This window comes from Aeromonas sp. QDB25 (assembly GCF_027707725.1).
Classification (GTDB): Bacteria; Pseudomonadota; Gammaproteobacteria; order Enterobacterales; family Aeromonadaceae; genus Aeromonas; species Aeromonas caviae.
Genome location: NZ_JAPCIZ010000063.1, coordinates 1 through 23,894, shown reverse-complemented (window position 1 = coordinate 23,894; position 23,894 = coordinate 1). Strand labels below are relative to the sequence as shown.

Annotated in this window: 23 protein-coding genes and 1 tRNA gene; 4 read left to right on the top strand and 20 right to left on the bottom strand. The window is 61.7% G+C overall.

Going from position 1 to position 23,894, the window contains the following annotated elements; all coding sequences use genetic code 11:
• Positions 1 to 23: 23 nt before the first annotated feature.
• Complete coding sequence (locus PG883_RS17920; protein ID WP_270807483.1) at positions 24 to 224, bottom strand: hypothetical protein; 201 nt, start codon at positions 222 to 224, stop codon at positions 24 to 26.
• Between the two features lie 301 nt (positions 225 to 525).
• Between PG883_RS17920 and ubiK the strand changes: the two genes are divergently transcribed.
• The gene (ubiK, locus tag PG883_RS17915) at positions 526 to 783 is read left to right on the top strand and encodes a ubiquinone biosynthesis accessory factor UbiK (RefSeq protein ID WP_010672374.1); all 258 of its coding nucleotides are present in this window, start codon (positions 526 to 528) and stop codon (positions 781 to 783) included.
• A 169-nt stretch (positions 784 to 952) separates the two neighbouring features.
• Here ubiK and fre read toward each other — a convergent pair whose 3' ends face one another.
• From fre to trxA, 5 genes are all read right to left on the bottom strand, one after another.
• Positions 953 to 1,651 carry an NAD(P)H-flavin reductase gene (gene fre, locus PG883_RS17910; RefSeq protein ID WP_010672373.1) on the bottom strand — a complete coding sequence of 233 codons (699 nt, stop codon included), beginning with the start codon at positions 1,649 to 1,651 and terminating at the stop codon, positions 953 to 955.
• A 155-nt stretch (positions 1,652 to 1,806) separates the two neighbouring features.
• A complete protein-coding gene (ubiD, locus tag PG883_RS17905; protein WP_069652900.1) occupies positions 1,807 to 3,276 on the bottom strand; it encodes a 4-hydroxy-3-polyprenylbenzoate decarboxylase in 1,470 nt (489 codons plus the stop codon).
• A gap of 33 nt (positions 3,277 to 3,309) precedes the next feature.
• Positions 3,310 to 4,317: a hypothetical protein gene (locus PG883_RS17900; protein ID WP_210538309.1), complete on the bottom strand. Its 1,008-nt coding sequence runs from the start codon at positions 4,315 to 4,317 to the stop codon at positions 3,310 to 3,312.
• Between the two features lie 106 nt (positions 4,318 to 4,423).
• Positions 4,424 to 5,689, bottom strand: a complete 1,266-nt coding sequence (gene rho, locus PG883_RS17895) for a transcription termination factor Rho (protein ID WP_010672370.1) — start codon at positions 5,687 to 5,689, stop codon at positions 4,424 to 4,426.
• Positions 5,690 to 5,896: 207 nt separating this feature from the next.
• Positions 5,897 to 6,223, bottom strand: coding sequence for a thioredoxin TrxA (gene trxA, locus PG883_RS17890; protein WP_010672369.1), 327 nt, complete (start codon positions 6,221 to 6,223; stop codon positions 5,897 to 5,899).
• Positions 6,224 to 6,336: 113 nt separating this feature from the next.
• On the opposite strand from trxA, the gene rhlB reads away from it, so the two are divergent.
• The 3 genes from rhlB to PG883_RS17875 are packed head-to-tail and all read left to right on the top strand — an operon-like array spanning position 6,337 to position 9,403.
• Complete coding sequence (rhlB, locus tag PG883_RS17885; RefSeq protein ID WP_029313424.1) at positions 6,337 to 7,626, top strand: ATP-dependent RNA helicase RhlB; 1,290 nt, start codon at positions 6,337 to 6,339, stop codon at positions 7,624 to 7,626.
• A gap of 13 nt (positions 7,627 to 7,639) precedes the next feature.
• Positions 7,640 to 9,130: a guanosine-5'-triphosphate,3'-diphosphate diphosphatase gene (gene gppA, locus PG883_RS17880; protein ID WP_049636360.1), complete on the top strand. Its 1,491-nt coding sequence runs from the start codon at positions 7,640 to 7,642 to the stop codon at positions 9,128 to 9,130.
• A 12-nt stretch (positions 9,131 to 9,142) separates the two neighbouring features.
• Positions 9,143 to 9,403 carry a Rho-binding antiterminator gene (locus PG883_RS17875; protein WP_041214156.1) on the top strand — a complete coding sequence of 87 codons (261 nt, stop codon included), beginning with the start codon at positions 9,143 to 9,145 and terminating at the stop codon, positions 9,401 to 9,403.
• A gap of 70 nt (positions 9,404 to 9,473) precedes the next feature.
• On the opposite strand, the gene PG883_RS17870 is transcribed toward PG883_RS17875, so the two are convergent.
• From PG883_RS17870 to PG883_RS17805, 14 genes are all read right to left on the bottom strand, one after another.
• A complete protein-coding gene (locus PG883_RS17870) occupies positions 9,474 to 10,232 on the bottom strand; it encodes a class I SAM-dependent methyltransferase (RefSeq protein ID WP_010672365.1) in 759 nt (252 codons plus the stop codon).
• A gap of 51 nt (positions 10,233 to 10,283) precedes the next feature.
• On the bottom strand, positions 10,284 to 12,851 hold the full coding sequence (locus tag PG883_RS17865) for a putative bifunctional diguanylate cyclase/phosphodiesterase (protein ID WP_161470111.1): 2,568 nt from the start codon (positions 12,849 to 12,851) through the stop codon (positions 10,284 to 10,286).
• A gap of 234 nt (positions 12,852 to 13,085) precedes the next feature.
• The gene (prlC, locus tag PG883_RS17860) at positions 13,086 to 15,128 is read right to left on the bottom strand and encodes an oligopeptidase A (protein ID WP_045522605.1); all 2,043 of its coding nucleotides are present in this window, start codon (positions 15,126 to 15,128) and stop codon (positions 13,086 to 13,088) included.
• Positions 15,129 to 15,349: 221 nt separating this feature from the next.
• Positions 15,350 to 16,369, bottom strand: coding sequence for a porphobilinogen synthase (gene hemB, locus PG883_RS17855; protein ID WP_039041081.1), 1,020 nt, complete (start codon positions 16,367 to 16,369; stop codon positions 15,350 to 15,352).
• A 3-nt stretch (positions 16,370 to 16,372) separates the two neighbouring features.
• Positions 16,373 to 17,158, bottom strand: a complete 786-nt coding sequence (locus tag PG883_RS17850) for a TatD family hydrolase (RefSeq protein WP_041212047.1) — start codon at positions 17,156 to 17,158, stop codon at positions 16,373 to 16,375.
• A 111-nt stretch (positions 17,159 to 17,269) separates the two neighbouring features.
• On the bottom strand, positions 17,270 to 18,022 hold the full coding sequence (gene tatC / locus PG883_RS17845; protein ID WP_270807478.1) for a twin-arginine translocase subunit TatC: 753 nt from the start codon (positions 18,020 to 18,022) through the stop codon (positions 17,270 to 17,272).
• Positions 18,019 to 18,474: a Sec-independent protein translocase protein TatB gene (gene tatB, locus PG883_RS17840; protein WP_103261019.1), complete on the bottom strand. Its 456-nt coding sequence runs from the start codon at positions 18,472 to 18,474 to the stop codon at positions 18,019 to 18,021. Before tatB ends, tatC begins: the two co-directional genes overlap by 4 nt.
• Positions 18,475 to 18,477: 3 nt before the next feature.
• Positions 18,478 to 18,726, bottom strand: a complete 249-nt coding sequence (tatA, locus tag PG883_RS17835) for a Sec-independent protein translocase subunit TatA (RefSeq protein ID WP_270807476.1) — start codon at positions 18,724 to 18,726, stop codon at positions 18,478 to 18,480.
• Between the two features lie 39 nt (positions 18,727 to 18,765).
• Positions 18,766 to 20,406, bottom strand: a complete 1,641-nt coding sequence (gene ubiB, locus PG883_RS17830; protein WP_270807474.1) for a ubiquinone biosynthesis regulatory protein kinase UbiB — start codon at positions 20,404 to 20,406, stop codon at positions 18,766 to 18,768.
• Positions 20,406 to 21,014, bottom strand: coding sequence for a ubiquinone biosynthesis accessory factor UbiJ (locus PG883_RS17825; RefSeq protein WP_114523029.1), 609 nt, complete (start codon positions 21,012 to 21,014; stop codon positions 20,406 to 20,408). Before PG883_RS17825 ends, ubiB begins: the two co-directional genes overlap by 1 nt.
• A gap of 8 nt (positions 21,015 to 21,022) precedes the next feature.
• Positions 21,023 to 21,775 carry a bifunctional demethylmenaquinone methyltransferase/2-methoxy-6-polyprenyl-1,4-benzoquinol methylase UbiE gene (gene ubiE, locus PG883_RS17820; RefSeq protein WP_039041078.1) on the bottom strand — a complete coding sequence of 251 codons (753 nt, stop codon included), beginning with the start codon at positions 21,773 to 21,775 and terminating at the stop codon, positions 21,023 to 21,025.
• 65 nt (positions 21,776 to 21,840) lie between these two features.
• On the bottom strand, positions 21,841 to 22,218 hold the full coding sequence (gene crcB, locus PG883_RS17815) for a fluoride efflux transporter CrcB (RefSeq protein WP_210538622.1): 378 nt from the start codon (positions 22,216 to 22,218) through the stop codon (positions 21,841 to 21,843).
• 87 nt (positions 22,219 to 22,305) lie between these two features.
• Positions 22,306 to 23,571 carry a cytosine deaminase gene (locus PG883_RS17810; protein ID WP_210538621.1) on the bottom strand — a complete coding sequence of 422 codons (1,266 nt, stop codon included), beginning with the start codon at positions 23,569 to 23,571 and terminating at the stop codon, positions 22,306 to 22,308.
• 214 nt (positions 23,572 to 23,785) lie between these two features.
• Positions 23,786 to 23,861 (bottom strand) — tRNA-Thr (locus PG883_RS17805).
• Between the last annotated feature and the right edge of the window lie 33 nt (positions 23,862 to 23,894).

The following is a 23,894-nucleotide window of genomic DNA, read 5'->3' as shown; positions in this document are numbered from 1 at the left end:
AGGCTATCAACAGGATGACGGGGTTAGGTATGCCTGTACGACAGCAGGTCAACTGAGCGAAATCGGCGCTTGGAGAAAGTCCGTCCTGTTTTGGAATTGTGCAACAAGGCCCCGCTCAGCAGATAATCGAGATAGCTTGAGGTATCGCCTGTGTTGTCGTCACTGCCACCACAACCGCTCAGCAGCGCACTGACGACGGCCGCGTAAATTAGCTTTTTCTTCATATCCTTATCTCTTTTATGTTGTTATCCATGATGAGCCTGACGGGGTAGGGTTCAAACCCGACCGAATCATATTAACAGCAACGCAACAATTAATAAGCCTCTGGTCAGTCATCTGATCTGATTTTTTTGTGTACACCATCAAGGAATTGGAATTGATTCCCGGTGTCACAGGGTAGCAGCCAGGGTGCATCAACCAGACCCGACCAGAGCCCGATGGGATCCATGGCGCAAAAAGCCGCCCCGATCTCGGCAAAGGGGACGATTTGTCGGTAGAATGGCGCCATTGCTTAAGGAGACCCCCATGATCGACCCGAAAAAACTGGAAGAGATCGCCAAACAGATACACAACGCCCTGCCCCCCGGCATTCGCAGCATGGGTGAAGAGGTGGAGAAAAAGACCCGTCAGGTCTTGCAGGCCCAGCTCAACAAGCTGGATCTGGTGAGCCGCGAGGAGTTCGACGTGCAGACCAAGGTGCTGCTGCGCACCCGCGAGAAGCTGACCGCCCTCGAGGCCAAGCTGGCCCAGCTCGAGCAGCAGCTCGCCGCCAAGGGCGAATGATCCGGCGTAACCCGCCGTAGATAGCACAAACCCCAGCCAGGCTGGGGTTTGTCGTTTTTCACGTCTGCAAAGGGGGTGAGCCCGGTACGGGCTAGGTTACCCTCTTCCCCACCCCCCTTCTCTCGCAAGACGATAAGGGGGCAGATCGACGCTCTGCGGTTGGCCGTGGTCAGATAAACTCGTAGGCATCGCCGAAGATGCGCTCGGGCTCAGCGCCCAGCACCTTGAACTCTTCCCGCGCGGCACCGGCCATCTCGAAGCGGCCCGCCACATAGATGTCGTAGTCATGCAGGCTGACGAAGTCATCCATGATGGCCTTGTGCACTAGCCCGGTCCTGCCGGTCCAGTCGCTCTCGGGCTCCTGCACCACGGGAATGAAGGTCAGCGGCGCGTAGTCGCGCTCCCACTGCTGCATCTGCTCCAGCTCGTAGAGCCAGTGCGCCTGGCGTACCCCCCAGTAGAGGAACACAGGACGCTTGCTGCCGCTGCCAATCAGGTATTCCAGGATGGCGCGGGCATAGGAGAAGCCGGTGCCGCCCGCCATCAGGATCAGCGGTCGGGGGGATTCGTCGCGCAGGAACGCCTTGCCGGCGGCCAGCTCGACCTCGATCTCTCCCTGCTCGCGCATGCGGGCCAGCACCTGACCGGCATAGGCATTCTCGGGAGTGGCACCGATCTGCAGCTCCAGCACGCCGGAGCGGGTCGGCGAGTTGGCGATGGAGAAGGGGCGCTTGTCCGAATCGCTCATCACCACCAGCAGATACTGGCCCGGCTTGAAGCTCACCTCCTGCTGCGGCGCCAGCGCCACGTGCCAGATGGTGTCGACATATTCGCGCAGTTCCTCTACGCGGCACTTGATACGTTGCATTCTTGTCCTTGTGAGGGGCCTGCCCGGCCCGCTTCGCTCATGGTTTCACTGTTTTTATGGCGACCAGTTGGTGGTCAGGTCCGTCGAGCATACCCAATTCGGCACGGCAATACCGCACTTTTGCGTCACAATGGCCGTGCCCCATCGGGGATCCCTCAGTCGAGGATCTTCAGCTCGTCCCAGATGGCATCGATCTTCTGCTTTACCGCCTCGTCCTGGACGATGGGCTGACCCCACTCCCGATTGCTCTCCCCCGGCCACTTGTTGGTGGCATCCAGCCCCATTTTGGAGCCGAGCCCGGAGACCGGCGAGGCGAAGTCCAGGTAGTCGATGGGGGTGTGCTCGATCAGGGTGGTGTCCCTGGCCGGATCCATCCGGGTGGTGATGGCCCAGATAACGTCCTTCCAGTCCCGGGCGTTGATGTCGTCATCGCAGACGATCACGAACTTGGTGTACATGAACTGGCGCAGGAAGGACCAGACTCCCAGCATCACCCGCTTGGCGTGGCCAGGGTAACGCTTCTTGATGGTCACCACCGCCATCCGGTAGGAGCACCCCTCCGGCGGCAGGTAGAAATCCACGATCTCGGGGAACTGCTTCTGCAACAGCGGTACGAACACCTCGTTGAGCGCCACCCCGAGCACCGCCGGCTCATCGGGCGGACGGCCGGTGTAGGTGCTGTGGTAGATGGCATCCCGGCGCATCGTCATGTGGGTGATGGTGAAGACCGGGAACTCGTCCACTTCGTTGTAGTAGCCGGTGTGATCGCCGTAAGGCCCTTCGGGGGCCATCTCCCCCGGCTCCAGATAGCCTTCCAGCACGATCTCGGCGCTGGCGGGCACTTCCAGATCGCAGCTCAGCGCCTTCACCACCTCGGTACGGCTGCCCCGCAGCAGACCGGCAAAGGCGTATTCGGAGAGGCTGTCCGGGACCGGCGTCACCGCACCCAGGATGGTCGCCGGATCGGCGCCCAGCGCCACCGCCACCGGGAAGCGTTCGCCCGGGTGGGCCTCCTGCCACTCGCGAAAATCGATGGCGCCGCCCCGGTGATCCAGCCAGCGCATGATCAGCTTGTTCTTGCCGATCTTCTGCTGGCGATAGATGCCGAGGTTCTGCCGCTTCTTGTAGGGACCGCGGGTGATCGTCAGACCCCAGGTGACCAGGGGCGCCACATCCCCGGGCCAGCAGTGCTGGATGGGGATCTGATCCAGATCCACCGCGCCCCCTTCCAGCACCACCTGCTGACAGGGGGCCGAAGAGAGCCGCTTGGTCGGCATGTTGAGCACCTGCTTGAAGATGGGCAGCTTCTCCATCAGCTCCTTGAGCCCGCGAGGCGGCTCCGGCTCTTTCAGGTAGGAGAGCCAGGTCCCCACCTGGCGCAGGGCGCTGACGTTGGGTTGGCCCATGCCCATGGCAACCCGGTCCGGCGTGCCGAACAGGTTGGTCAACACCGGCATGGTGTAGCCCTTGGGATTCTCAAACAGCAGGGCCGGGCCCCCCGCACGCAGGGTACGGTCGCTGATCTCGGTCATCTCCAGATAGGGGTCTATCTCGCGACTGATGCGCCTGAGCTGTCCGTTTTGTTCCAACTGCGCGATAAAATCACGCAAGTCCTTGTATTTCATGCAAGTACCCCAGCGGGATCAGGTGGTCCCGCATTATAACCCTGGCGGCGTATCCGGTGTACCCGTATCGGACCTCATGACGGACGAGGCGTGTCGCCGCTCCTGAAGCGTCAGCCGGTTTGCCAATTGACCCAGGAGCCTGGGCTCGTCCATCTGCAACAACAGGCCGGCCACCAGCCCGCCATACTGGTGCTTGCCGAGTTCGGCCAGGAGGAACTGCTGGGCCCCGTCCGGCAAGGGGGAGAGGCGGCTGAGCTGGTGCAGGGCGGGGACCATCAGGCGGCTGTTCTGGCTGGCGGCGATCAGCAGATCGCTCGCCTCCTGACCTGAATAAAAGCGGGAAATGGTGTGTAGCGCAGTCAGGCTATCGTGATCCACTGGCTGACGCCACAGCTTGAGGTAGAGTGCCGTCTTCCCGGTCTGTTCGATGAAGTGCAGCAGCAACTGGTTGTCCGGCAGGAAGAGATTGAGGGCGGCAAGCCGCTGCGCCTCCCGACGCAGCACGGATACCGGCTGCCGATCGAGCACCGCCAGCAGGGCCTGCTGCTGCTGTGCCAGCTCGGGATTGCGGCTGTAGTAGACCTGCTTGAAGTCGAAGCGATCCTGCTCCAGCAACTGGCGATAGTTGTCCTGCCAGGCCAGCTGCTGCCAGTGGCTCAGCACCAGCCGGGCCTCGGCGGGGAAGTCATAGGCGGGTAGCTGCACCAGGAAACCGTCCACCTTCCCTTCCACCAGCCATTGTGGCGCCTTGGCCGCTTGTGCCCGCACCCAGGCCAGCAGCGCTGGGCTCGGTGCGCCCGATGACTTGAGCTCACCCAGCAACTGGAACAACAGGAACTCCCGCTGCCCCACCGACAGGGTCTCGAGCAACGAGTCCATGGCATCAAACTGCCCGAGCGCCATACGGCCGTCCAGGTACGCCCGATGCCCCTCCAGTCCCTCGTCCGCCACCAGGGGAGCCTGCAATTGCGGCGGGGAGTCGGCATGCACCGGGGCCGCCAGCCACAACCAACCCATCCATATGAACAACACCAGCTTCATGACGTCCCTTTCCTTGTGACATCGAGGCTTCATACTACTAAGCCAGCCGTGAAATAGATAAACAAAAACCGCGACCTGGGCCGCGGTTTTGTCATTGAAGAGGCTGTTACTTCTGTTGACGCTTCATGGAGTCGAAGAACTCGTCGTTGGTCTTGGTCGCAGCCAGCTTGTCGATGAGGAACTCGATGCTGTCGATCTCGCCCATGGGGTGAATGATCTTGCGCAGGATCCACATCTTCTGCAGCTCGTCCGGTGCGGTCAGCAGCTCTTCCTTGCGGGTGCCGGAGCGGGTGATGTCGATGGCCGGGTAGACGCGCTTCTCGGCAATCTTGCGCGAGAGGTGCAGTTCCATGTTGCCGGTACCCTTGAACTCTTCGTAGATGACTTCATCCATCTTGGAGCCGGTATCGATCAGCGCGGTGGCGATGATGGTCAGGCTGCCGCCCTCTTCGACGTTGCGCGCCGCACCGAAGAAACGCTTCGGACGGTGCAGGGCGTTGGCGTCCACACCACCGGTCAGCACCTTGCCGGAAGACGGGATGACGGTGTTGTAGGCGCGGGCCAGACGGGTGATGGAGTCCAGCAGGATCACCACGTCCTTCTTGTGCTCGACCAGACGCTTGGCCTTCTCGATCACCATTTCGGCGACCTGGACGTGACGGGAGGCCGGCTCGTCGAAGGTGGAGGCGATGACTTCGCCCTTCACCATGCGCTGCATCTCGGTCACTTCTTCCGGACGCTCGTCAATCAGCAGCACGATCAGCTCACAATCCGGGTGGTTGTAGGCGATGCTCTGGGCGATGTTCTGCAGCAGCATGGTCTTACCGGCCTTGGGCGGTGCAACGATGAGACCGCGCTGGCCCTTGCCGATCGGGGATGCCAGATCCAGTACACGGGCGGTGATGTCTTCGGTGGAACCGTTGCCACGCTCCATGCGCAGACGCTCGTTGGCGTGCAGGGGAGTGAGGTTTTCAAACAGGATCTTGTTGCGGGAGTTTTCCGGACGGTCGTAGTTGACGTCGTTGACCTTGAGCAGGGCGAAATAGCGCTCGCCCTCTTTCGGCGGCCGGATCTTGCCGGAAATGGTATCGCCGGTACGCAGGTTGAAGCGGCGGATCTGGCTCGGGGAGACATAGATGTCATCCGGACCAGCGAGATAAGAGCCGTCTGCACTGCGCAGGAAACCGAAACCGTCGGTCAGGATTTCCAGCACACCGTCGCCAAAGATATCCTCGCCGCCCTTGGCGTGCGCCTTGAGGATTGCAAAGATAATGTCTTTCTTGTGCGCCCGAGCCAGATTTTCCAACCCCATGGATTCGCCAAGCTGGACCAGCTCGGACACAGGAGTGTTCTTAAGTTCAGTCAGATTCATAGTGGTGAAAGTCTGTAAGCAAGGATTGAAATGAGGAGACAGTCTGCTGGATTGATGCTGATCGGATTTGACTTGCCAGGCTGGTAGTTAAGCAAAGAGTCAGGCAAAAAGGTTAGCAAACGAGCGATAAACTAGCACCAATCAGGGTGAGCGTCTAGGTGATAAAACACAAGGAGCGCATTATTGCAATGCGCTCCTTCTTGATTATTACAGGTTGCCGTCCAGGAACTCTTTCAGTTGGGTCTTGGACAGGGCGCCGACCTTGGTCGCTGCCACTTCACCATTCTTGAACAGCAGCAGGGTCGGGATACCACGAATGCCGTACTTGGGCGGAGTGTCGGCGTTATGATCGATGTTCAATTTCGCCACGGTCACGCGACCTTCATATTCCTGAGCAACTTCGTTCAGGATCGGGGCAATCATCTTGCACGGTCCACACCATTCGGCCCAGAAATCGACCAGAACAGGGCTGTCGGCGTTGATTACATCGGCCTCGAAGCTGGCATCGCTCAGCTGAACAATCTTGTCACTCATCTCCAACTCCAGTCAGTAATTAAGGCTTTATTGATGGTTCAACAAAGGCAATAGTTGCCCTATTTGAAATGATCCTGTTTATTATTGCAAGCCTAACCTGATAACCTACCGCCATGAGCAAAACACATCTAACGACCGAAAAATTCGCCCAAATGGGCCTCGAACCCGAAGTTCTGGCTGGTCTGGAATCAAAGGGATTTCACTATTGTACGCCCATCCAGGCACTGTCCCTGCCCCTGCTGGTTGAAGGTCATGACCTCGCCGGTCAGGCCCAGACGGGGACCGGCAAAACCCTGGCTTTCCTGGCGGCGACATTCAACTATTTGCTGACCCATCCGCTGACCAGGCCGCGCCTCGTCAACCAGCCCCGCGCCATCATCATGGCCCCGACCCGGGAGCTGGCCGTCCAGATCTATAACGATGCAGAGAGCATGTCCGCCTCCACCGGGCTCAAGCTCGGTCTCGCCTATGGTGGCGAAGGCTATGACAAGCAGCTGGCCGTGCTGGAACAGGGCGTCGACATCCTGATCGGCACCACGGGTCGCATCATCGACTACTTCAAGTCCAAGGTCATCGATCTCGGCAACATCCAGGTCGTGGTTCTGGACGAAGCGGATCGCATGTTCGATCTGGGCTTCATCAAGGACATCCGTTTCCTGTTCCGCCGCATGCCCCCCGCCACCGAGCGTCTGAGCATGCTGTTCTCCGCCACCCTCTCCCTGCGGGTGCAGGAGCTGGCCTATGAACACATGAACCACCCGGAACATGTGCAGGTCGAACCGGAACAGATGACCGGCGTGCGGATCAAGGAGGAGCTCTTCTACCCCTCCAACGAAGACAAGATGTTGCTGCTGCTCTCCCTGATGGAAGAGGAGTGGCCCGAGAAAGCCATCGTCTTCGCCAACACCAAGCACGTCTGTGAAGACGTTCACGCCTGGCTGGAGAACGACGGCCACCGCGTCGGCCTGCTGACCGGCGACGTGCCGCAGAAGAAGCGGATGAAGATCCTGGAAGAGTTCACCAAGGGCACCCTGGATATCCTGGTCGCCACCGACGTGGCCGCCCGTGGTCTGCACATCCCCGACGTGACTCACGTCTTCAACTACGACCTGCCCGACGATGCCGAAGACTATGTCCACCGCATCGGTCGTACCGGCCGCGCCGGCAGAAGCGGTCACTCCATCAGCCTGGCCTGTGAAGACTATGCCTTCAACCTGCCGGCCATCGAGGAGTACATCCACCACCCCATCCCGGTCAGCAAGTATGACCGCGAGGCGCTGCTGGATGACGTCACCGCACCAAAACGGGTGTTCCGCAACCGCCAGCCGGTGAACCGCAACATGCGGGATCGCCAGGGCGGTGGCAACAGCAACAACCGTCGTCGTCCCCCCCGCAAGAACTGAGGGATCGGCCAAGTTGCACAACTCGCCTCTCTATGCCGCCATCGACCTCGGCTCCAACAGCTTTCACATGCTGGTGGTGCGCGAGGTCGCCGGTGCCCTGCGCACCGTCACCAAGGTCAAGCGCAAGGTACGCCTCGCCGCCGGCCTCGATGCCGATTTTCGCCTCAACCGTGCCGCCATGGAGCGGGGCTGGGATTGTCTGCGCCTCTTCTCCGAGCAGTTGCAGGACATCCCGTCCGACAACATCCGGGTAGTGGGCACCGCCACCCTGCGCCTGGCCACCAACGTCGACGAATTCATCAGCGAAGCGGAACGGGTGCTCAACCACAGCATCGAGATCATCTCGGGCGAGGAAGAAGCCAAGACCATCTATGAAGGTGTCTCCTGGACGTCGGCAGGGGAAGGCAATCGGCTGGTGATCGACATCGGCGGCGCCAGCACCGAGCTGGTGATCGGCGAGCAGAGCGAAGCCAAGCTGCTCAACAGCCTGCACATGGGCTGCGTCACCTGGCTCAACAACCACTTCGGTGATGGCGAGCTCTCCGAGGCGCGCTTCAACCAGGCCATTGCCGCCGCCAAGGCGGTACTGGAGAAAGTGGCTGCGGACTACCGTGTCCTCGGCTGGCGCACCTGCGTCGGCGCCTCCGGCACCGTCCAGGCGCTGCAGGAGATCATGCTGGCCCAGGGCAAGAGCGAGCGGGTCACCCTGCCCAAGTTGCAAGAGCTGATGGGTCAGGCCATCGCCTGCGGCAGACTCGATCAGTTGCAGCTCGAAGGGCTGGCGGCCGAACGGCTGACCGTGTTCCCCTCCGGTCTCGCCATCCTGATCGCCATCTTCGAGACCCTCGACATCGAGAGCATGACCCTGGCGGGCGGTGCGCTGCGTGAAGGGCTCATCTACGGCCTGCTCGGCAACAATCACGACTGTGATGCCCGGGATCGCACCGCCGACAGCCTGATCAGCCGCTACCAGCTCGACAAGGAGCACGCCGAGCGGGTCCGCGACACCGCCATCGAAGCGTTCACCCAGTTGCAGCCGGCCTGGCGCCTCTCCAAGCGATACGGTCGCCCGATCCTGCGCTACGCAGCCCTGCTGCACGAAATCGGTCTGTGCATCGAGTACAAGAAGGCGCCGCAGCACGCTGCCTACATCATCGACAACATCGACATGCCGGGCTTCACCCCCGCGCAGAAGAAGCTGCTGTCGGCCCTGCTGTTCAACCAGCGGGATGAATTCAAGCTGGAGCCACTGGAGAAACAGGGCGCCGTCACCGGTCGCCAGGCGATCCGGCTGGCCCGTATCCTGCGCATCTCCCTCATCCTCTGCATGCGCCGGACCCAGGGCACTGTGCCCAGGTTCATGCTGCAAGCCGATGAAGATGCCCTGACCCTGACCCTGCCCAAGGGTTGGCTGGACGAACACTACCTGCGCGCCAGCGAGCTGCGCCTCGAGGTGGAGCGCCAGCAGAAGATGGGCTGGTCCACCCGGCTGCTGGAAGCCTGAGGCGCACACCCCATGGCCGATTACCAACCCGTCAGCTGTGACCTGTACGACTGGCTGGAGATCGCCGCCAGCTGGCAGCTGCCCGTCACGATCACCGACCGGGATGGACGAACCTGGGCGGACAGGATCCGCACCATAGAAGCCAGCGATGGAGTCGAATATCTGCTGCTGGAGCGCGCTGAGCGCCTCAGCCTGGCGGACCTGGCGACCCTGGAACTCGTCTGGCAAGGGGAAGAAAAGCGGATCCACTTCGCCCCACCCCGCAGCCAATGAATAGCAAGAGGGCCAACCTGATCAGGTTGGCCCTCTTCGTTTGACGCTCAGATTCCCTGCCAGTCGCCACTCAACTCGCCAGCGCCGCCATCACATAGACGTCGAAGCGGTTGCTCTTGGTCTCGATGGCCATGCTGGGCTTGTGCTCGTTGAGCCAGCCCGCATAGTCGGGCCGCTTCACCACCACCCGCTTGTCAGCCATCCTGAGCGCCGCCGGCAGCAGGGCATCCGCGTCGAGATCCGCTCCCACCAGGGACTGGAACACCCGCATCTCTTTTTTCACCAGCGCCGACTTCTGCTTGTGGGGGAACATGGGATCCAGGTAGATGACCTCCGGCCGCTCGGTCAGCGCCAGCAGGGTCTCCACCGCCGGGCCTTGCAGCAGTTGCATCCGCTCGCGCACCCAGGGGCCTATCTCGGGATCCTGCCCCGCCCGGGTCAGACCGTCCTGGAGCAGGGCCGCCACCACGGGGCTGCGTTCGATCAGGGTCACCTTGCAGCCGAGGGAGGCGAGCACGAAGGCATCGCGCCCGAGCCCGGCGGTGGCATCCACCACGGTCGGCATGGCTCCCGACTTCAATCCCACTGCCTTGGCGATGGACTGGCCGCGCCCGCCACCGAACTTGCGCCTATGGGCCACCGCCCCTTCCACGAAGTCCACATAAACGGCCCCCAGCTTGGGTTCGTCCAGTTTGCGCAGCTCCAACCGCGATTCGGTCAGCACCAGGGCGAAGGGAGCGGGAAACGCCACGTCGGCAAGGCGCTGGCGCAGGGCGTCGAGCTCGCCATCGCGGGCGGGCACTTCACTGAAAACCTGAATATGGGGCATAACATGGACTCATCACGGCGCAGAAGCCGGCATGATAGCAGAAGCAGGGGGTTAGCTCACCGTGGTCAGATTCGCCAGGTTCATGCCCTGACGGTTGAGACTCAGGTACTCGGTCAGATCGTCGAAGGGCAGCGGGCGGCTGAGCAGATACCCCTGGGTGAAGGCGCACCCCTTCTGGCAGAGGAAATTGAGCTGCTCCCGGGTCTCCACCCCTTCGATCACCACCTGCATGCCGAGGTTGTGCACGATGTTGATGATGCCGTCGAGCAGCAGGCGGTCCTGCTCGTTGAAGGGAATATGGCGCACGAAGGAGCGATCGATCTTCACCAGATCCACCGGGAAGGTACGCAGGTAGTTCAGTGCCGAATAGCCGGTGCCGAAGTCGTCGATGGCCAGCTTGCAGCCCGCCTCGCGCAGAGCATCGATCCGCACCCTGTGCTGATCGCTGGTCTCCATCAGCAGGGACTCGGTGATCTCGATGATGATGTCCGCCGGATCCAGCTCGAAGTGGCGGATCACCCTGAGCCACTCGTTGGCCTCCGGGTCTATGGTCTGGAACTCCAGGGTGGAGCGGTTGATGGACATCTGCAGATCCGGGAAGCCGGACTGCTGCAATCTGGCCAGATCCCTGCAAGACTGCCACAGCACCAGGGCACCCAGCCCCTGGATGAGCCCCGCCTCTTCCGCCAGCGGGATGAAATCCGCCGGTGAGACCTGACCCCAGTGGGGGTGATACCAGCGCACCAGGGCCTCCAGCTTGGCGACCCGGCCGCTGCGGTTGTCCCAGATGGGCTGGTAGGCCATGGTCAGCTGGCCCAGCTTGATGGCCTCCGCCAGATCGTGCTGCATCTGGTGGCGCTGACTCACCTCTTCCCGCATGGAGGCGTTGTAGGTGCCGAGGGGACGTCCCTGGCGCTTGGCGACGAACAGGGCCTGCTCGGCATTGCGCAAGAGCTCGTCGCTGTCGCCGCCGTCATTGGGACAGAGGGTGATCCCCAGGGTGGCGGTCACATAGAGGTGCTGGTTGGCCAGCATGAAGGGACGGGCAAAGCCGCCGATCACCTGCTTGGCAAACACCTCGGCCTGACGGCGGTTGACGATGCCGGGCACCAGGAAGGCAAACTCGTCGCCGCCGATGCGGGCCACCAGATCCTCGGTGCGCACCCGGCTCACCAGCCGGTCCGATACCTCCCGCAGCAGGGCGTCGCCCACATGGTGATCCATGCTGTTGTTGACCGCCTTGAAGTTGTTGAGGTCGAGCACCATGAGGGCGAAGCGCTCCCCCCGTTCGCAGAAGCGGGCCAGACAGCGACCGAACAGCCAGCGGTTGGGCAGGCCGGTGAGGTTGTCGTAGTTGGCCTGGGCGGCGATCTTCTGCTCTGCCAGCTTGGTCTGGGACAGATCGCTGAAGATGGCGATGTACTGACTGATCTTGCCCCCTTCCCGCACGGCGCTGATCATCAGCTGCTGGGGATAGAGCTTGCCGTTCTTGCGCTTGTTCCACACCTCCCCACGCCAGATCCCCACCCGCTCCAGGGCGTGGTACATGTCCGCATAGAAGGTCTGATCGTGCAGTCCGGACTTCAGCATGCTGGGCCGCTGGCCACACGCCTCCTCCTCGCTGTAACCGGTGATCTTCTCGAAGGCCGGATTGACCGAGATGATGCGACTGTCGGCATCGCACACCAGAATGGCTTCGGAGAGGTTGTCATAGACCCGGTGGGAGAGCTTGAGCTGCTCCGCATGGCGCCTGATGGGATCGATGTTCTCCAGCACCACCATGAGATAGTCGGGGTGCATCTGCTCGTTGCGGATCAGGGTCACCGTCACCCGTCCCCACAGGACGGTCCCATCCCGATGGAGATAACGCTTCTCCTGGGTAAACGCGGGACGCTCTCCCCGCTTGAGGGTGTCGTAGAGCGCAATACTGGTCTGCCAGTCGTCCGGATGGTTGATTTCGGCGACGGTGAGCTGTTGCAGCTCCTCCTGGCTGTAGCCGAGCATCTTCTCGATGGCCGGGTTCGCCCAGAGGATCTTGCCGCCCAGATCCACCTTGCCGATGCCCACGGGCGCATGGGACATCATGGTGTCCAGGAAGTGGTGATGTTCCGGTTGCGCCGGCTGCTCCTGGCTCTGGCGCTGCTGATACATCAGCGCCAGTTCACGACCGGCAAGCGGGGCCAGCAGACGCAGCAGGCCCACTATCTTCTCCATTCTCGGCATGGCCCGCTTGAACATGACGCTGCACAGGCCGATGGTCTCTCCCTCGGCGTTCTTGAGCGCGACGCCGGCATAGGCTCTCACCTCGCAGCGCTCCAGCACGGCGGCGTGGGGGAACAGCTGGCGGGTGCGATCACTGAACCAGGCTTCACCCTGTTGCATGGCGATCTCCCCCGGAGTGTCGGCGAGGGGGAAGCTGTAGGAGTTGATGTCGAGGGAGGCGGGATAGGCGGCATGCACGGTAAAGAACAGACCCGCCTGATCCTTGCCGGACACCAGGACGAAGTCAGCCCCCACCGCGTTGGCGATTTCACTCACAAAGGCATCAAAATATCCCTGACCACTCGAATGAGACAGGCTGGAGATGATTTGATAGACAGACTCGAGTGCTCGCCTCATGGCAAGGTTCTTTCTCTCCCTGGAAGGTAGAACCCGACTCTACTGAAGAGGCGGGGACAGTGCAAACATGCACTCCGCAAGATATTAAAAAGGCTTGGAAAAAGGGACCAAAAGGTCCCTTTTTCTATCAAAAATCACGTTTCGATCCCACTATGCCGCAAATGTGTACCTGCTTGAAGCTCCCGCAGTGGCGCGGCAGCTCATCCAATCGAGGCTCACTGTGGCGGCGGGACCTCACGCGGCGATACCGCTGTGACGCAGCAGCGCATCCACCTGGGGCTCCCGGCCACGGAAGGCACGGAACAGCTCCATCGGCTCCCTGGAGCCGCCCTTTTCCAGAATGTTCTTCAGGAAGGAGTGGCCCGTGGCCGGGTTGAAGATCCCCTCCTCCTCGAAGCGGGAGAAGGCGTCGGCAGAGAGTACCTCGGCCCACTTGTAGCTGTAGTAGCCCGCCGCGTAGCCGCCCGCGAAGATGTGGGAGAAGCTGTGCTGGAAGCGGTTGAACGCCGGAGGCGTCATCACGGCGACCTGGCTGCGCACCTCATCCAGCAGCGCAGGGATCTGATCCGCTCTGGTCGGGTCAAAGGTCTGGTGCAGACGGAAGTCGAACAGGGCGAACTCCAGCTGGCGCAGCATCTGCATCGCCGCCTGGAAGTTGCGGGCGGTCAGCATCTTCTCCAGCAGATCGGCGGGCAGCGGCTCCCCGGTCTCGTAATGGCCGGAGATGAAGGCCAGCGCCTCGGATTCCCAGCACCAGTTCTCGAGGAACTGGCTCGGCAGCTCCACCGCATCCCAGGCCACGCCGTTGATGCCAGCCACGCCAGCCACATCGATGCGGGTCAGCATGTGGTGAATGCCGTGGCCGAACTCGTGGAACAGGGTGACCACTTCGTTGTGGGTAAACAGGGCCGGCTTGCCGTCCACCGGGCCGTTGAAGTTGCAGGTCAGGTAGGCCACCGGCTTTTGCAGGGAGCCGTCCTGACGGTAGCGGCGACCCAGGCAGACATCCATCCAGGCGCCGCCCTGCTTGTGCTCGCGGGCATAGAGATCCAGGTAGAAGCTGCCGCGCAGCTCGTCATCGGCGTCAAAGATGTCGTAGAAGCGCACATCCGGGTGCCAGGTGTCGATGCCGAGACGCTCGCGTACCTTCATGCCGAACACCCGCTTGACCACCTCGAACAGCCCCTTCACGACCCGACCGGCGGGGAAATAAGGACGCAACTGCTCATCAGAGACCGAAAACTTGTGCTGTTTGAGCTTTTCTGCGTAATAGGCAAGATCCCAGGCCGCCAGTTCGTCCTGACCGTGCTGCTCGGCGGCAAAGGCGCGGATCTCCTCCAGCTCCGCCTTGCCTTGGGGCAGGGACTTGGCAGCCAGGTCGGTGAGGAAGTCCACCACCTGCTCCGGCTTGTCCGCCATCTTGGTCGCGAGGGAGAGTTCGGCATAGTTGGCAAAGCCCAGCAGTCGGGCCAGCTCCCGGCGCAGGGTGAGCAACTCGGTCATGATGGCGGAGTTGTCCCACTTGCCAGCGTTGGGGCCCTGGTCGGAGGCGCGGGTGGTGAAGGCCTCATACAGCTCGGCACGCAGGGCGCGGCTGTCGGCATACATCATCACCGGCAGGTAGGAGGGGATGTCCAGGGTGAACAACCACCCCTCCTTGCCCTTGAGTTCGGCCATCTGGCGCGCGGCAGCCTGGGCGCTCGCGGGCAGACCGGCCAGCTCGGCCTCGTCGGTCACCAGCTTGTGCCAGCCCTGGGTCGCGTCCAGCACGTTGTTGCTGAAACGGGAGGCGAGCTCCGAGAGGCGGGCCTGGATCTCGCCGTAACGCTGCTGCGCCTCGGCAGGCAGACCGATGCCGGAGAGGCGGAAATCGCGCAGGGTGTTCAGGATCTCCTTGCGCTGGGCATCATCGAGCCGGGGGAAGTCATCGCTCTCGGAGAGGGCCAGATAGGCTTGATAGAGCCCTTCATGCTGACCGACATAGGTCTGGAATTCGGACAGCAGCGGCAGGCAGGCATCGTGAGCCGCCCGCAGCGCCTCGCTGTTCTGCACGGCGTTGAGGTGGCTGATGGGGGACCAGATCCGTGAGAGGCGGTCGTTGACCTCTTCCAGCGGGGCGATCAGGCTGTCCCAGGTGTGAGGCTCCTTCTGGGCCAGCACGTCCTCAATCTTCTGTTTGCAATCAGCGATGGCCTGCGTCACGGCAGGTTGCACCTGATCGGGCTGGATCTGGCTGAAGGGAGGCAGCGAGTCCATTGTCAGCAAAGGGTTAGTCATCTGCGGTACCTCTAAATGCTCTGCAGCCCCTGCCGTCCAGAAGCCTGCTTGGACCATCTAAGATGTAGGCAGAAACCCCATTTATCAAGCCTTTGCCGCCAAGAGACGGGCTTGTTGCCCACTTTTTCAGGCATTTTGTTCATAAAACCAGCACTTCATCTGCCAGAGACGACAATGCCGGCCCGAGGGCCGGCATTGTGAGGGCATGGACACTCCCCGCCTCAGCGTCGGGCGTCCTCTTTCAACCACTGGGCGACCCGCTTGGCGAAATAGGTGAGGATGCCATCGGCCCCGGCCCGCTTGAAGCAGAGCAGGGATTCCATCACGCACTCCTTCTCCTTGAGCCAGCCATTCTGGATCGCCGCCATGTGCATGGCGTACTCGCCGCTCACCTGATAGGCGAAAGTCGGCACGCCGAACTGATCCTTCACCCGGCGGATGATGTCCAGGTAGGGCATGCCCGGCTTGACCATCACGCTGTCCGCCCCTTCGGCTATGTCGAGGGCCACCTCGTGCAGGGCTTCGTTGCCGTTGGCCGGGTCCATCTGGTAGGTGGCCTTGTTGCTCTTGCCGAGGTTGGCGGCGGAGCCCACCGCATCGCGGAACGGGCCGTAGTAGTGGGAGGCGTACTTGGCGGAGTAGGCCATGATCTGCACGTTGACGAAGCCATTCTCCTCCAGCGCCGCGCGGATGGCACCGATGCGGCCGTCCATCATGTCGGACGGTGCCACCATGTCGGCCCCGGCGGCGGCATGGGAGAGCGCCTGCTTCACCAGGATCTCGGTGGTGATGTCGTTCTGCACATAGCCTTCGTCATCGATGATGCCGTCCTGGCCATGGGTGGTGAAGGGGTCGAGCGCCACATCGGTGATGACCCCGAGCTCCGGGAAGCGAGCCTTGAGGGCACGGGTCGCCCGCTGGGCCAGGGCATCCGGGTTGTAGGCCTCTTCCGCCATCAGACTCTTTCTCTCCAGCGGCGTCACCGGGAACAGGGCCACCGCCGGCACACCCAGGGCCACCAGTTCGGCGGCCTCTTCGAGCAGCAGATCGATGGAGAGCCTGTCCACCCCCGGCATGGAGGCAACGGCCTCTCGCTGACCCTCTCCCTCCAGCACGAACACGGGATAGATGAGATCGTCGACGGTCAGTACGTTCTCGCGCACCAGGCGGCGGCTGAAGTCATGTTTGCGCACCCGGCGCAGGCGACGGCCCGGGAAGGCCCCCGGAAGAGTTGTGGCCATGAATCACTCCAAAAGCGGAAGTTGGAAGAATGCGGCGGAGGTGGCCCGGGTATGGGCCAGCAAGGCCTCGGGCGCTTCACCACGGCAGGCCGCCACCACCTGGGCGATGTGCGGCAAAAAAGCGGGTTCGTTGCGTTTGGGCCTGGGTTTCAGATCCCGCGGCACCAGGTAGGGGGCGTCCGTCTCTATCATCAGGCGACCCGCCGGAATGCGGGCCACCTGCTCGCGCAGCAGCTGGCCACGGCGCTCGTCACAGAGCCAGCCGGTCACCCCGATATGCAGCCCCAGCGCCAGGCACTCGTCCAGCTCGGCGTCGGAGCCGGTGAAGCAGTGCAGCACGGCCCCCGGCAGGCGGGGCAACCAGGGGCGCAGGATTTCGACGAATTTGTCATGGGCATCGCGGCAGTGGAGAAACACCGGCATCCCGAGCTCAGCGGCGAGCGCCAGCTGGGCGTCAAACACCGCGTCCTGCACCGGGCGGGGGGAGAAGTCCCGGTTGTAGTCGAGACCGCATTCGCCGATGGCCACCACCTGGGGCAGAGCCGCCAATTCGCGCAAGGCGGGCAGGGTCGCCTCATCGACACTCTTGGCATCGTGGGGATGTACCCCGGCGGTGGAGAAGCAGTAACCGGGCCAGCGGGCGGCCAATGCGGCGCTCTCGCGGCTGCCGGCCAGATCGGTGCCGGTCAGGATCAGGGCTTCCACCCCGGCGGCGCGCGCGCGTTCCACCAGGTCGGCCTGTTCGCCTGCGAACTGGCTGCTGGTCAGGTTCAAACCGATGTCGATCATGGCGTCAGGGGTTCCGGACAAACGAGGTGCATATCAGGCATTTGAAAACCATCTACTCGATGGGGCCTTACCATACGCCTCGAACGGATGCATGAAAAGAGGAAGGGAGCCTCAGCTCCCCTCTTCCGTTTGTTGCTGCTCCTCGTCCTCTTTCTTCACGTAGAAGCGGGCGAAGAACAGACCTATCTCCCACAGGCCCCACATGGGGATCGCGAGCAGGGTCTGGGAGAAGACATCGGGCGGCGTCAGCAACATACCGACCACGAAGACCCCGACGATGACGTAAGGGCGCTTCTCCTTCAGGCTCCTGGGGGTGGTCACCCCGGTCCAGCAGAGCAGTATGGTGGCCACCGGGATCTCGAACGCCACCCCGAACGCGAAGAACAGGGTCAGCACGAAGTCCAGGTAGCTGGCGATGTCGGTCGCCACCGTCACCCCGGCGGGGGCGGTACTGGTGAAGAAGCCGAACACCAGGGGGAACACCACGTAGTAGGCGAACGCCATGCCGGCGTAGAACAACACGGCACTGGAGGCGACCAGCGGCATGATGAGACGCCGTTCATGCTGGTACAGACCGGGGGCAATGAAGGCCCAGGCTTGGTAGAGCAAATAAGGGATCGCCACGAAGAAGGAGACCACCAGGGTCAGCTTGATGGGCGTGATGAAGGGGGTCGCCACATCCGTCGCTATCATGCTGGTCCCTTCCGGCAGCTGGCTGAGCAGCGGCTGAGCCACGAAGTCGTAGATGTTGTTGGAGAAATAGATGAGCGCGATGAACACCAGCAGGATGGCGGAGATCGCGCGCAGCAGACGGGTTCTCAGCTCTACCAGATGGCTGATGAGGGGTTGTTCTGCCTGACTCATGGCTTCACCTCCCCTTTGGCTGCGGACTCGCTGGCGGGCACAGGCTCGCTCTCTCGCTGGCTGTTGACCGGTGGCACCTCTGGGGTGGGCGCCGGGGCCGCCACCGGAGTGGCTGGCTCAGCCTGGGCGGGCTCCCGAGGCGGGCGGATCTCGTTCTCCCCCTGATAGGGACGATTCACCGACTGGGCGGCCGCTTTCAACTGCTCGATGGACTCCTGCAGCTCGGGGCTCAGGTTGTTCATCTGCAACCGTTCGGCCTTCTTCAGGTCGTTGTGCAGATCCTGCAACTTGAGCTCCTGTTCCAGCTCGGCCTTGACCGAGTTGGCGGTGCTGCGGATCAGCCTTATCCAGTGGCTGGCGGTGCGGATCGCGACCGGCAACCGCTCGGGACCCAGCACCACCAGGGCGACGACGCCGATGACGACCAGCTCCCAAAAACCGATGTCGAACATGGCTTAGGCCTGATCTTTGTCTTTCTGCTTGGCGGCTTCGACGTTGCTGGCCGTCTCGTTCAACTGCTTGGTCGGGAACTCGGCATCTTTCTGCTCGGGTTTGGTGTCGGCCGGCTCATCGGAGAGCGCCTTCTTGAACCCCTTGACCGCCGCGCCCAGATCACCGCCGATACCGCGCAATTTCTTGGTGCCGAACAACAGCACGACGATGACTGCGATGATCAACAACTGCCAAATACTGATACCACCCATGACTTTCTCTCCGGATAGGCGCCCGATGGCGCAGGTTATTTAATGGGAACGGGTTCGCAACCAACCCAGCAGCCAGCATAACCCGGCGCCGGCGAGGCTGATTTGTCCCCACTCAATGTGTTGTTTCTGGGTCAGCAAGAATACACCCGCGAGCAGCAGGCTGGCTCCAACCCCTAAGAGGTAGCGGGCTTGCCCCTGACGGCGACTGTGGCGACGGAAATCGGCAAACATCTGGTCGAAGTGGTGCTGCTGATGGCGGGCCTGACGCAGGGTCTCGTAGACCAGCTCCGGCAGCTCCGGCAGTTTCTCCGCCCAGAACGGCGCCTTCTCCTTGATGGCATTCCACACCGCCTTGGGGCCGACCTGCTCGTGCATCCAGTTTTCCAGATAGGGCTTGGCGGTCTGCCACAAATCCAGCTGGGGATAGAGCTGGCGACCCAGCCCTTCCACATAGAGCAGGGTCTTTTGCAGCAGCACCAGCTGCGGCTGCACCTGCATGTTGAAGCGACGAGCGGTGTTGAACAGATTGAGCAGCACGTGGCCGAAGGAGATCTCGGAGAGCGGTTTCTCGAAGATGGGCTCCAGCACGGTGCGGATGGCGAACTCGAACTCGTCCACCTTGGTATCGGGCGGTACCCAGCCAGACTCCACGTGCAGCTCGGCCACACGGCGGTAGTCGCGGTTGAAGAAGGCGAGGAAGTTCTCCGCCAGGTAGCGCTTGTCTTCCCGGTTGAGGGTGCCGACGATGCCGCAGTCGATGCCGATCCAGAGCGGATTCTCGGGGTGTTCGAAAGAGACGAAGATGTTGCCCGGGTGCATGTCGGCGTGGAAGAAGCTGTCGCGGAACACCTGGGTGAAGAACACCTCCACTCCGCGCTCGGCCAGCAGCTTCATGTTGGTGCCGTTGGCTTCCAACGCCGCAATGTCGGAGACCGGAATGCCGTAGATCCGCTCCATCACCAGCACCTGCTCGCGGCAGTGCTCGGTGAACACCTCGGGCACATAGAGCGCCTCGGAACCGATGAAGTTGCGGCGCAGCTGGATGGCGTTGGCCGCTTCGCGCATCAGGTTGAGCTCGTCGAGTATGGTCTTGCGATACTCCTCCACCACCTCGACGGGGCGCAGTCGTCCGCTCTGGGGCACGAAACGGGCCACCAGACGGGCCAGGGCCTGCATCAGGCGCAGGTCGGCCTCGATGACCGGCTCGATATCGGGACGGATCACCTTGATGACGATCTCGCGGCCGTTCTCCTTCAACCGGGCGGTGTGCACCTGGGCGATGGAGGCGGACGCCAGCGGCGTCTCATCGAAGTCATCGAACAGGGCCTCGACGGGGCAACCCAGGCTCTCTTCAATCTGGCGACGGGCGGCCTGACCACAGAAGGGAGGCACCCTGTCCTGCAGCAGGGCCAGCTCTTCGGCAATGTCGGGGGGCAGCAGGTCTCGGCGGGTCGAGAGCATCTGGCCGAACTTGATGAAGATGGGACCGAGGGCCTCAAAGGCGAGGCGAATACGGGCACCACGGCTCATGCCTTGTTGCTTGTTCTTGAGCCAGAACAGACTGCGACGGGCCAGACGGCCAGGCCAGGGCTGATAACGAGCGGGCACCAGCTCGTCGATGCCCTGTTCCAGCAGGATGCTGACGATGCGATAGAGGCGTTTGAACTCCTTCGGGGTCATCAGCTCACCTGCTGTTCGAGGCGGGCAAGCCGCAACTCGATCGCCTTCATCTGTTGGGCCAGCTCTTCGACATCGTCATTGAAGCTCGCCACTTCCAGCGGACCCGGGGCAAGCCTCGCCTCCTCGGTCAGATACTCGGCCACTTGACGCTGGGAACGGCACAACTCTCGCCCCACAAAACGGCGAGCCTGACGGGCACCACTGCACAGGGTGTGGGCCACCACGTCGCCGGTGTAGCGGGACAGCTCCTCTTCCCAGTCGATATCGAGCTCGCCAAGCAGGGCGCTGAATGCCTGCACCAGCTGGGGGTCACCGCTCAGGTCCAGCTTCTCCTCGCGGATGTAGCGGGTCAGGGCGGAAGGCTCCTTGAGCAGGCCGAGGGCGGTCAGGGAGAGACTCAGCACCGCATCCGCCTCCCCTTCAAACCTGGCCAGCACATCCAGACGGCGCTCCGAGAAGACAAACCAGAGCGGCTTGAGCTCGCGCAGCTCCAGTTTGAGTACCTTGCCCGCGAGCTTGCGCAGCCGCTCCGGGCTCTGTTTGTCCAGGGCCAGCAACTGGTTGAGGCTGGTTTCGATCACCGCGGTGACCATGGCATCCATCGGCATAGGCGACCTTAAAACTTGTAACCGCGGTGCAGGGCAACCACGCCCTGGGTCAGGTTGTAGAACTCAACCTGTTCGAACCCGACATTCTCCATCATGCCTGCCAGGGTCTGCTGATCCGGGTGCATGCGGATCGATTCCGCCAAATATTTGTAACTTTCGCTGTCATTCGCCACGATTTCGCCCATTTTCGGCAGCAATTTGAAGGAGTAGAGATCATACAGCTTGGCGATCACTTCGCTCACCGGCTTGGAGAACTCCAGCACCAGCAAGCGGCCACCCGGCTTGAGCACCCTGAACATGGAGGCGAGTGCCTTGTCCTTGTCGGTGACGTTGCGCAGGCCGAAGCCGATGGTGATGACGTCGAAATGGTTGTCAGGGAACGGGAGCGCCTCGGCATTGGCCTGTACGTAGGAGACGTTGTTGGCCACCCCCAGGTTGCGCAGCTTGTCGCGGCCCACCTTGAGCATGGAGTCGTTGATGTCCGCCAGGACCACCTGGCCGGTCTCACCCACGATGCGGGAGAACTTGGCGGTCAGATCCCCTGTGCCGCCAGCCAGATCCAGCACCTTCTGTCCTTTGCGGACACCGGAGCAGTCGATGGTAAAGCGCTTCCAGAGGCGATGGATGCCGAACGACATCAGATCGTTCATCAGATCATACTTGGCCGCTACCGAATGAAAGACACCGGCGACCAGAGTTTCCTTCTCGGTCGCTGCCACGGTTTTATAGCCAAAATGCGTAGTAGTAGTCTGTTCCGACATCCCTCAAATACCCATAGAGCAAAGAATGGCCGCCAGTTTACCAGAGCCGATGGCGTGCGGACACCTCAAACCCGGCTTGTGACCAACTGCATCCCCAGCACGACCATGGCCAGACAGAGGAACAGATTGAGACCGATATTGAGCAGCGCCTTCAGATAGGCCCCTTGCTGGGCCAGCACGACCGTATCGAGGGCAAAGGAGGAGAAGGTGGTCAAGGCGCCGAGGATACCCACCATCAGCAATGGCTTCATCGGGTGTTCCACCACGTGACTATGGCTGATCAGGGCATAGGCAATCCCCATGATGAAGGAACCCACCACGTTGACCACCAGGGTGCCATAGGGAAAGTGGCGTCCCAGCAGCCATGCCATCAGCTCGGCGATGCCAAAGCGCAGGCAGGCACCGAAGGCGCCCCCGACAGCGACAAATAACCAGGTTTGCATCAAGCAGTCTCCAAGATTGTCAGGTTGGCATTATGCAAAATCTCGACAGCAGGGGACAGCCGGGCAATTAATCGACCCGGCTAGACCCTAGCGGCGAAAGTCTACCCGTTCTGGATTCACAAGGTGGAGGGTCGTCTCAGCCGGGCGAGTATCGGCGATGACTCTGCCATGGCGGATGGAATAACGCACCGGCACCTGGCGGCGCACCGCATCAAAACCATTCTCAGCAGGAAGGATCAGCAGGTTGGCGGGCTTGTCCAACTCGATGCCGTAGCGATCCTGCACGTTCAGGGTGCGGGCGCTGTGGTTGCCGATGAGCTTGAGACTGTCATTGATCTGTTCATAGCCCATGATCTGGCAGACATGCAGCCCCATGTGCAGCACCTGCAACATGTTGGCCGTGCCCATGGGATACCAGGGATCGAACACGTCGTCGTGGCCGAAGCAGACGTTGATGTTCGCCTCCAGCATCTCCTTCACCCGGGTGATGCCACGACGCTTGGGATAGCTGTCGAAGCGCCCCTGCAGGTGAATGTTCACCAGCGGATTGGCGACGAAGTTGATGTCCGCCATCCTGAGCAGCCGGAACAGCCGCGAGGCATAGGCTCCGTTGTAGGAGTGCATGGCGGTGGTGTGGCTGGCGGTCACCCTATGGCCAATACCGCGCTCGTAGGCCAGGGTTGCCAGCGTCTCGATAAAACGGGACTGTTCGTCATCGATTTCGTCGCAATGCACATCCACCAGAACCTGATATTTCTCTGCAAGATCGAAAACGTAGTGCAGACTTTCGACCCCGTACTCCCGGGTAAACTCGAAATGGGGGATGGCACCGATCACGTCGGCCCCCAGCTTGAGAGCCTCTTCCAGCAATGCCTTGCCGTTGGGGTAGGAGAGGATCCCCTCCTGCGGAAAAGCGACGATCTGCAGCTCCACCCACTCCTTCATCTCCTCCCGCACCTCCAGCATCGCCTTCAAGGCGACCAGATTGGGGTCGGAAACATCCACGTGAGTCCGCACGAACTGGATGCCGTTGGCAATCTGCCATTTCAGTGTCTGGATGGCGCGTTGTTTCACATCCTCATGGGTCAGCAGCGCCTTGCGCTCGGCCCAACGCTCGATCCCCTCGAACAGGGTACCGGAGAGGTTCCAACTCGGCTCGCCAGCCGTCTGGGTGGTATCGAGGTGAATGTGCGGTTCGATGAAGGGGGGGATGACAAGGCCTTGCTCACCATCAAGCTCGCGGGCAGAGAGCAGCTGGGTGCTCATGGGCTCGATGGCCCGGATCACGCCTCCCTGACAGAGGATTTGCCACATCCCTTCCCTGCCCGCCAGACGCACATTCCTAATCAGCATGTTCTTTCCCCTTCGAAAGCGTCGTTGTCTTTGCCAATCCACAACTTAGCCCGGATCCCTTTAAGAGAGAAGCGCCGCCCGGAAAGCATACGGGATAGAAAGGGAAGATATCTCAGCAACAAGAAGGTGCGACATTGCAGGACTGCAATTTGCGATGGATGGCCTGAAAAGCAGATACAAAAAAGCCTCCCGATTGGGAGGCTTTCTTATTTAATGGTGCTGATACCCAGAATCGAACTGGGGACCTCATCCTTACCAAGGATGCGCTCTACCGACTGAGCCATATCAGCACACTAACCGGTAAAGACCACGCTCAATGCGTA

What these genes read in the sequence shown, in the direction of transcription:
- PG883_RS17920 (WP_270807483.1), bottom strand. Translation starts at nt 224, where the DNA reads ATGAAGAAAAAGCTAATTTACGCGGCCGTCGTCAGTGCGCTGCTGAGC.
- ubiK (WP_010672374.1), top strand. Translation starts at nt 526, where the DNA reads ATGATCGACCCGAAAAAACTGGAAGAGATCGCCAAACAGATACACAAC.
- fre (WP_010672373.1), bottom strand. Translation starts at nt 1,651, where the DNA reads ATGCAACGTATCAAGTGCCGCGTAGAGGAACTGCGCGAATATGTCGAC.
- ubiD (WP_069652900.1), bottom strand. Translation starts at nt 3,276, where the DNA reads ATGAAATACAAGGACTTGCGTGATTTTATCGCGCAGTTGGAACAAAAC.
- PG883_RS17900 (WP_210538309.1), bottom strand. Translation starts at nt 4,317, where the DNA reads ATGAAGCTGGTGTTGTTCATATGGATGGGTTGGTTGTGGCTGGCGGCC.
- rho (WP_010672370.1), bottom strand. Translation starts at nt 5,689, where the DNA reads ATGAATCTGACTGAACTTAAGAACACTCCTGTGTCCGAGCTGGTCCAG.
- trxA (WP_010672369.1), bottom strand. Translation starts at nt 6,223, where the DNA reads ATGAGTGACAAGATTGTTCAGCTGAGCGATGCCAGCTTCGAGGCCGAT.
- rhlB (WP_029313424.1), top strand. Translation starts at nt 6,337, where the DNA reads ATGAGCAAAACACATCTAACGACCGAAAAATTCGCCCAAATGGGCCTC.
- PG883_RS17875 (WP_041214156.1), top strand. Translation starts at nt 9,143, where the DNA reads ATGGCCGATTACCAACCCGTCAGCTGTGACCTGTACGACTGGCTGGAG.
- PG883_RS17870 (WP_010672365.1), bottom strand. Translation starts at nt 10,232, where the DNA reads ATGCCCCATATTCAGGTTTTCAGTGAAGTGCCCGCCCGCGATGGCGAG.
- PG883_RS17865 (WP_161470111.1), bottom strand. Translation starts at nt 12,851, where the DNA reads ATGAGGCGAGCACTCGAGTCTGTCTATCAAATCATCTCCAGCCTGTCT.
- prlC (WP_045522605.1), bottom strand. Translation starts at nt 15,128, where the DNA reads ATGACTAACCCTTTGCTGACAATGGACTCGCTGCCTCCCTTCAGCCAG.
- hemB (WP_039041081.1), bottom strand. Translation starts at nt 16,369, where the DNA reads ATGGCCACAACTCTTCCGGGGGCCTTCCCGGGCCGTCGCCTGCGCCGG.
- PG883_RS17850 (WP_041212047.1), bottom strand. Translation starts at nt 17,158, where the DNA reads ATGATCGACATCGGTTTGAACCTGACCAGCAGCCAGTTCGCAGGCGAA.
- tatC (WP_270807478.1), bottom strand. Translation starts at nt 18,022, where the DNA reads ATGAGTCAGGCAGAACAACCCCTCATCAGCCATCTGGTAGAGCTGAGA.
- tatB (WP_103261019.1), bottom strand. Translation starts at nt 18,474, where the DNA reads ATGTTCGACATCGGTTTTTGGGAGCTGGTCGTCATCGGCGTCGTCGCC.
- tatA (WP_270807476.1), bottom strand. Translation starts at nt 18,726, where the DNA reads ATGGGTGGTATCAGTATTTGGCAGTTGTTGATCATCGCAGTCATCGTC.
- ubiB (WP_270807474.1), bottom strand. Translation starts at nt 20,406, where the DNA reads ATGACCCCGAAGGAGTTCAAACGCCTCTATCGCATCGTCAGCATCCTG.
- PG883_RS17825 (WP_114523029.1), bottom strand. Translation starts at nt 21,014, where the DNA reads ATGCCGATGGATGCCATGGTCACCGCGGTGATCGAAACCAGCCTCAAC.
- ubiE (WP_039041078.1), bottom strand. Translation starts at nt 21,775, where the DNA reads ATGTCGGAACAGACTACTACTACGCATTTTGGCTATAAAACCGTGGCA.
- crcB (WP_210538622.1), bottom strand. Translation starts at nt 22,218, where the DNA reads ATGCAAACCTGGTTATTTGTCGCTGTCGGGGGCGCCTTCGGTGCCTGC.
- PG883_RS17810 (WP_210538621.1), bottom strand. Translation starts at nt 23,571, where the DNA reads ATGCTGATTAGGAATGTGCGTCTGGCGGGCAGGGAAGGGATGTGGCAA.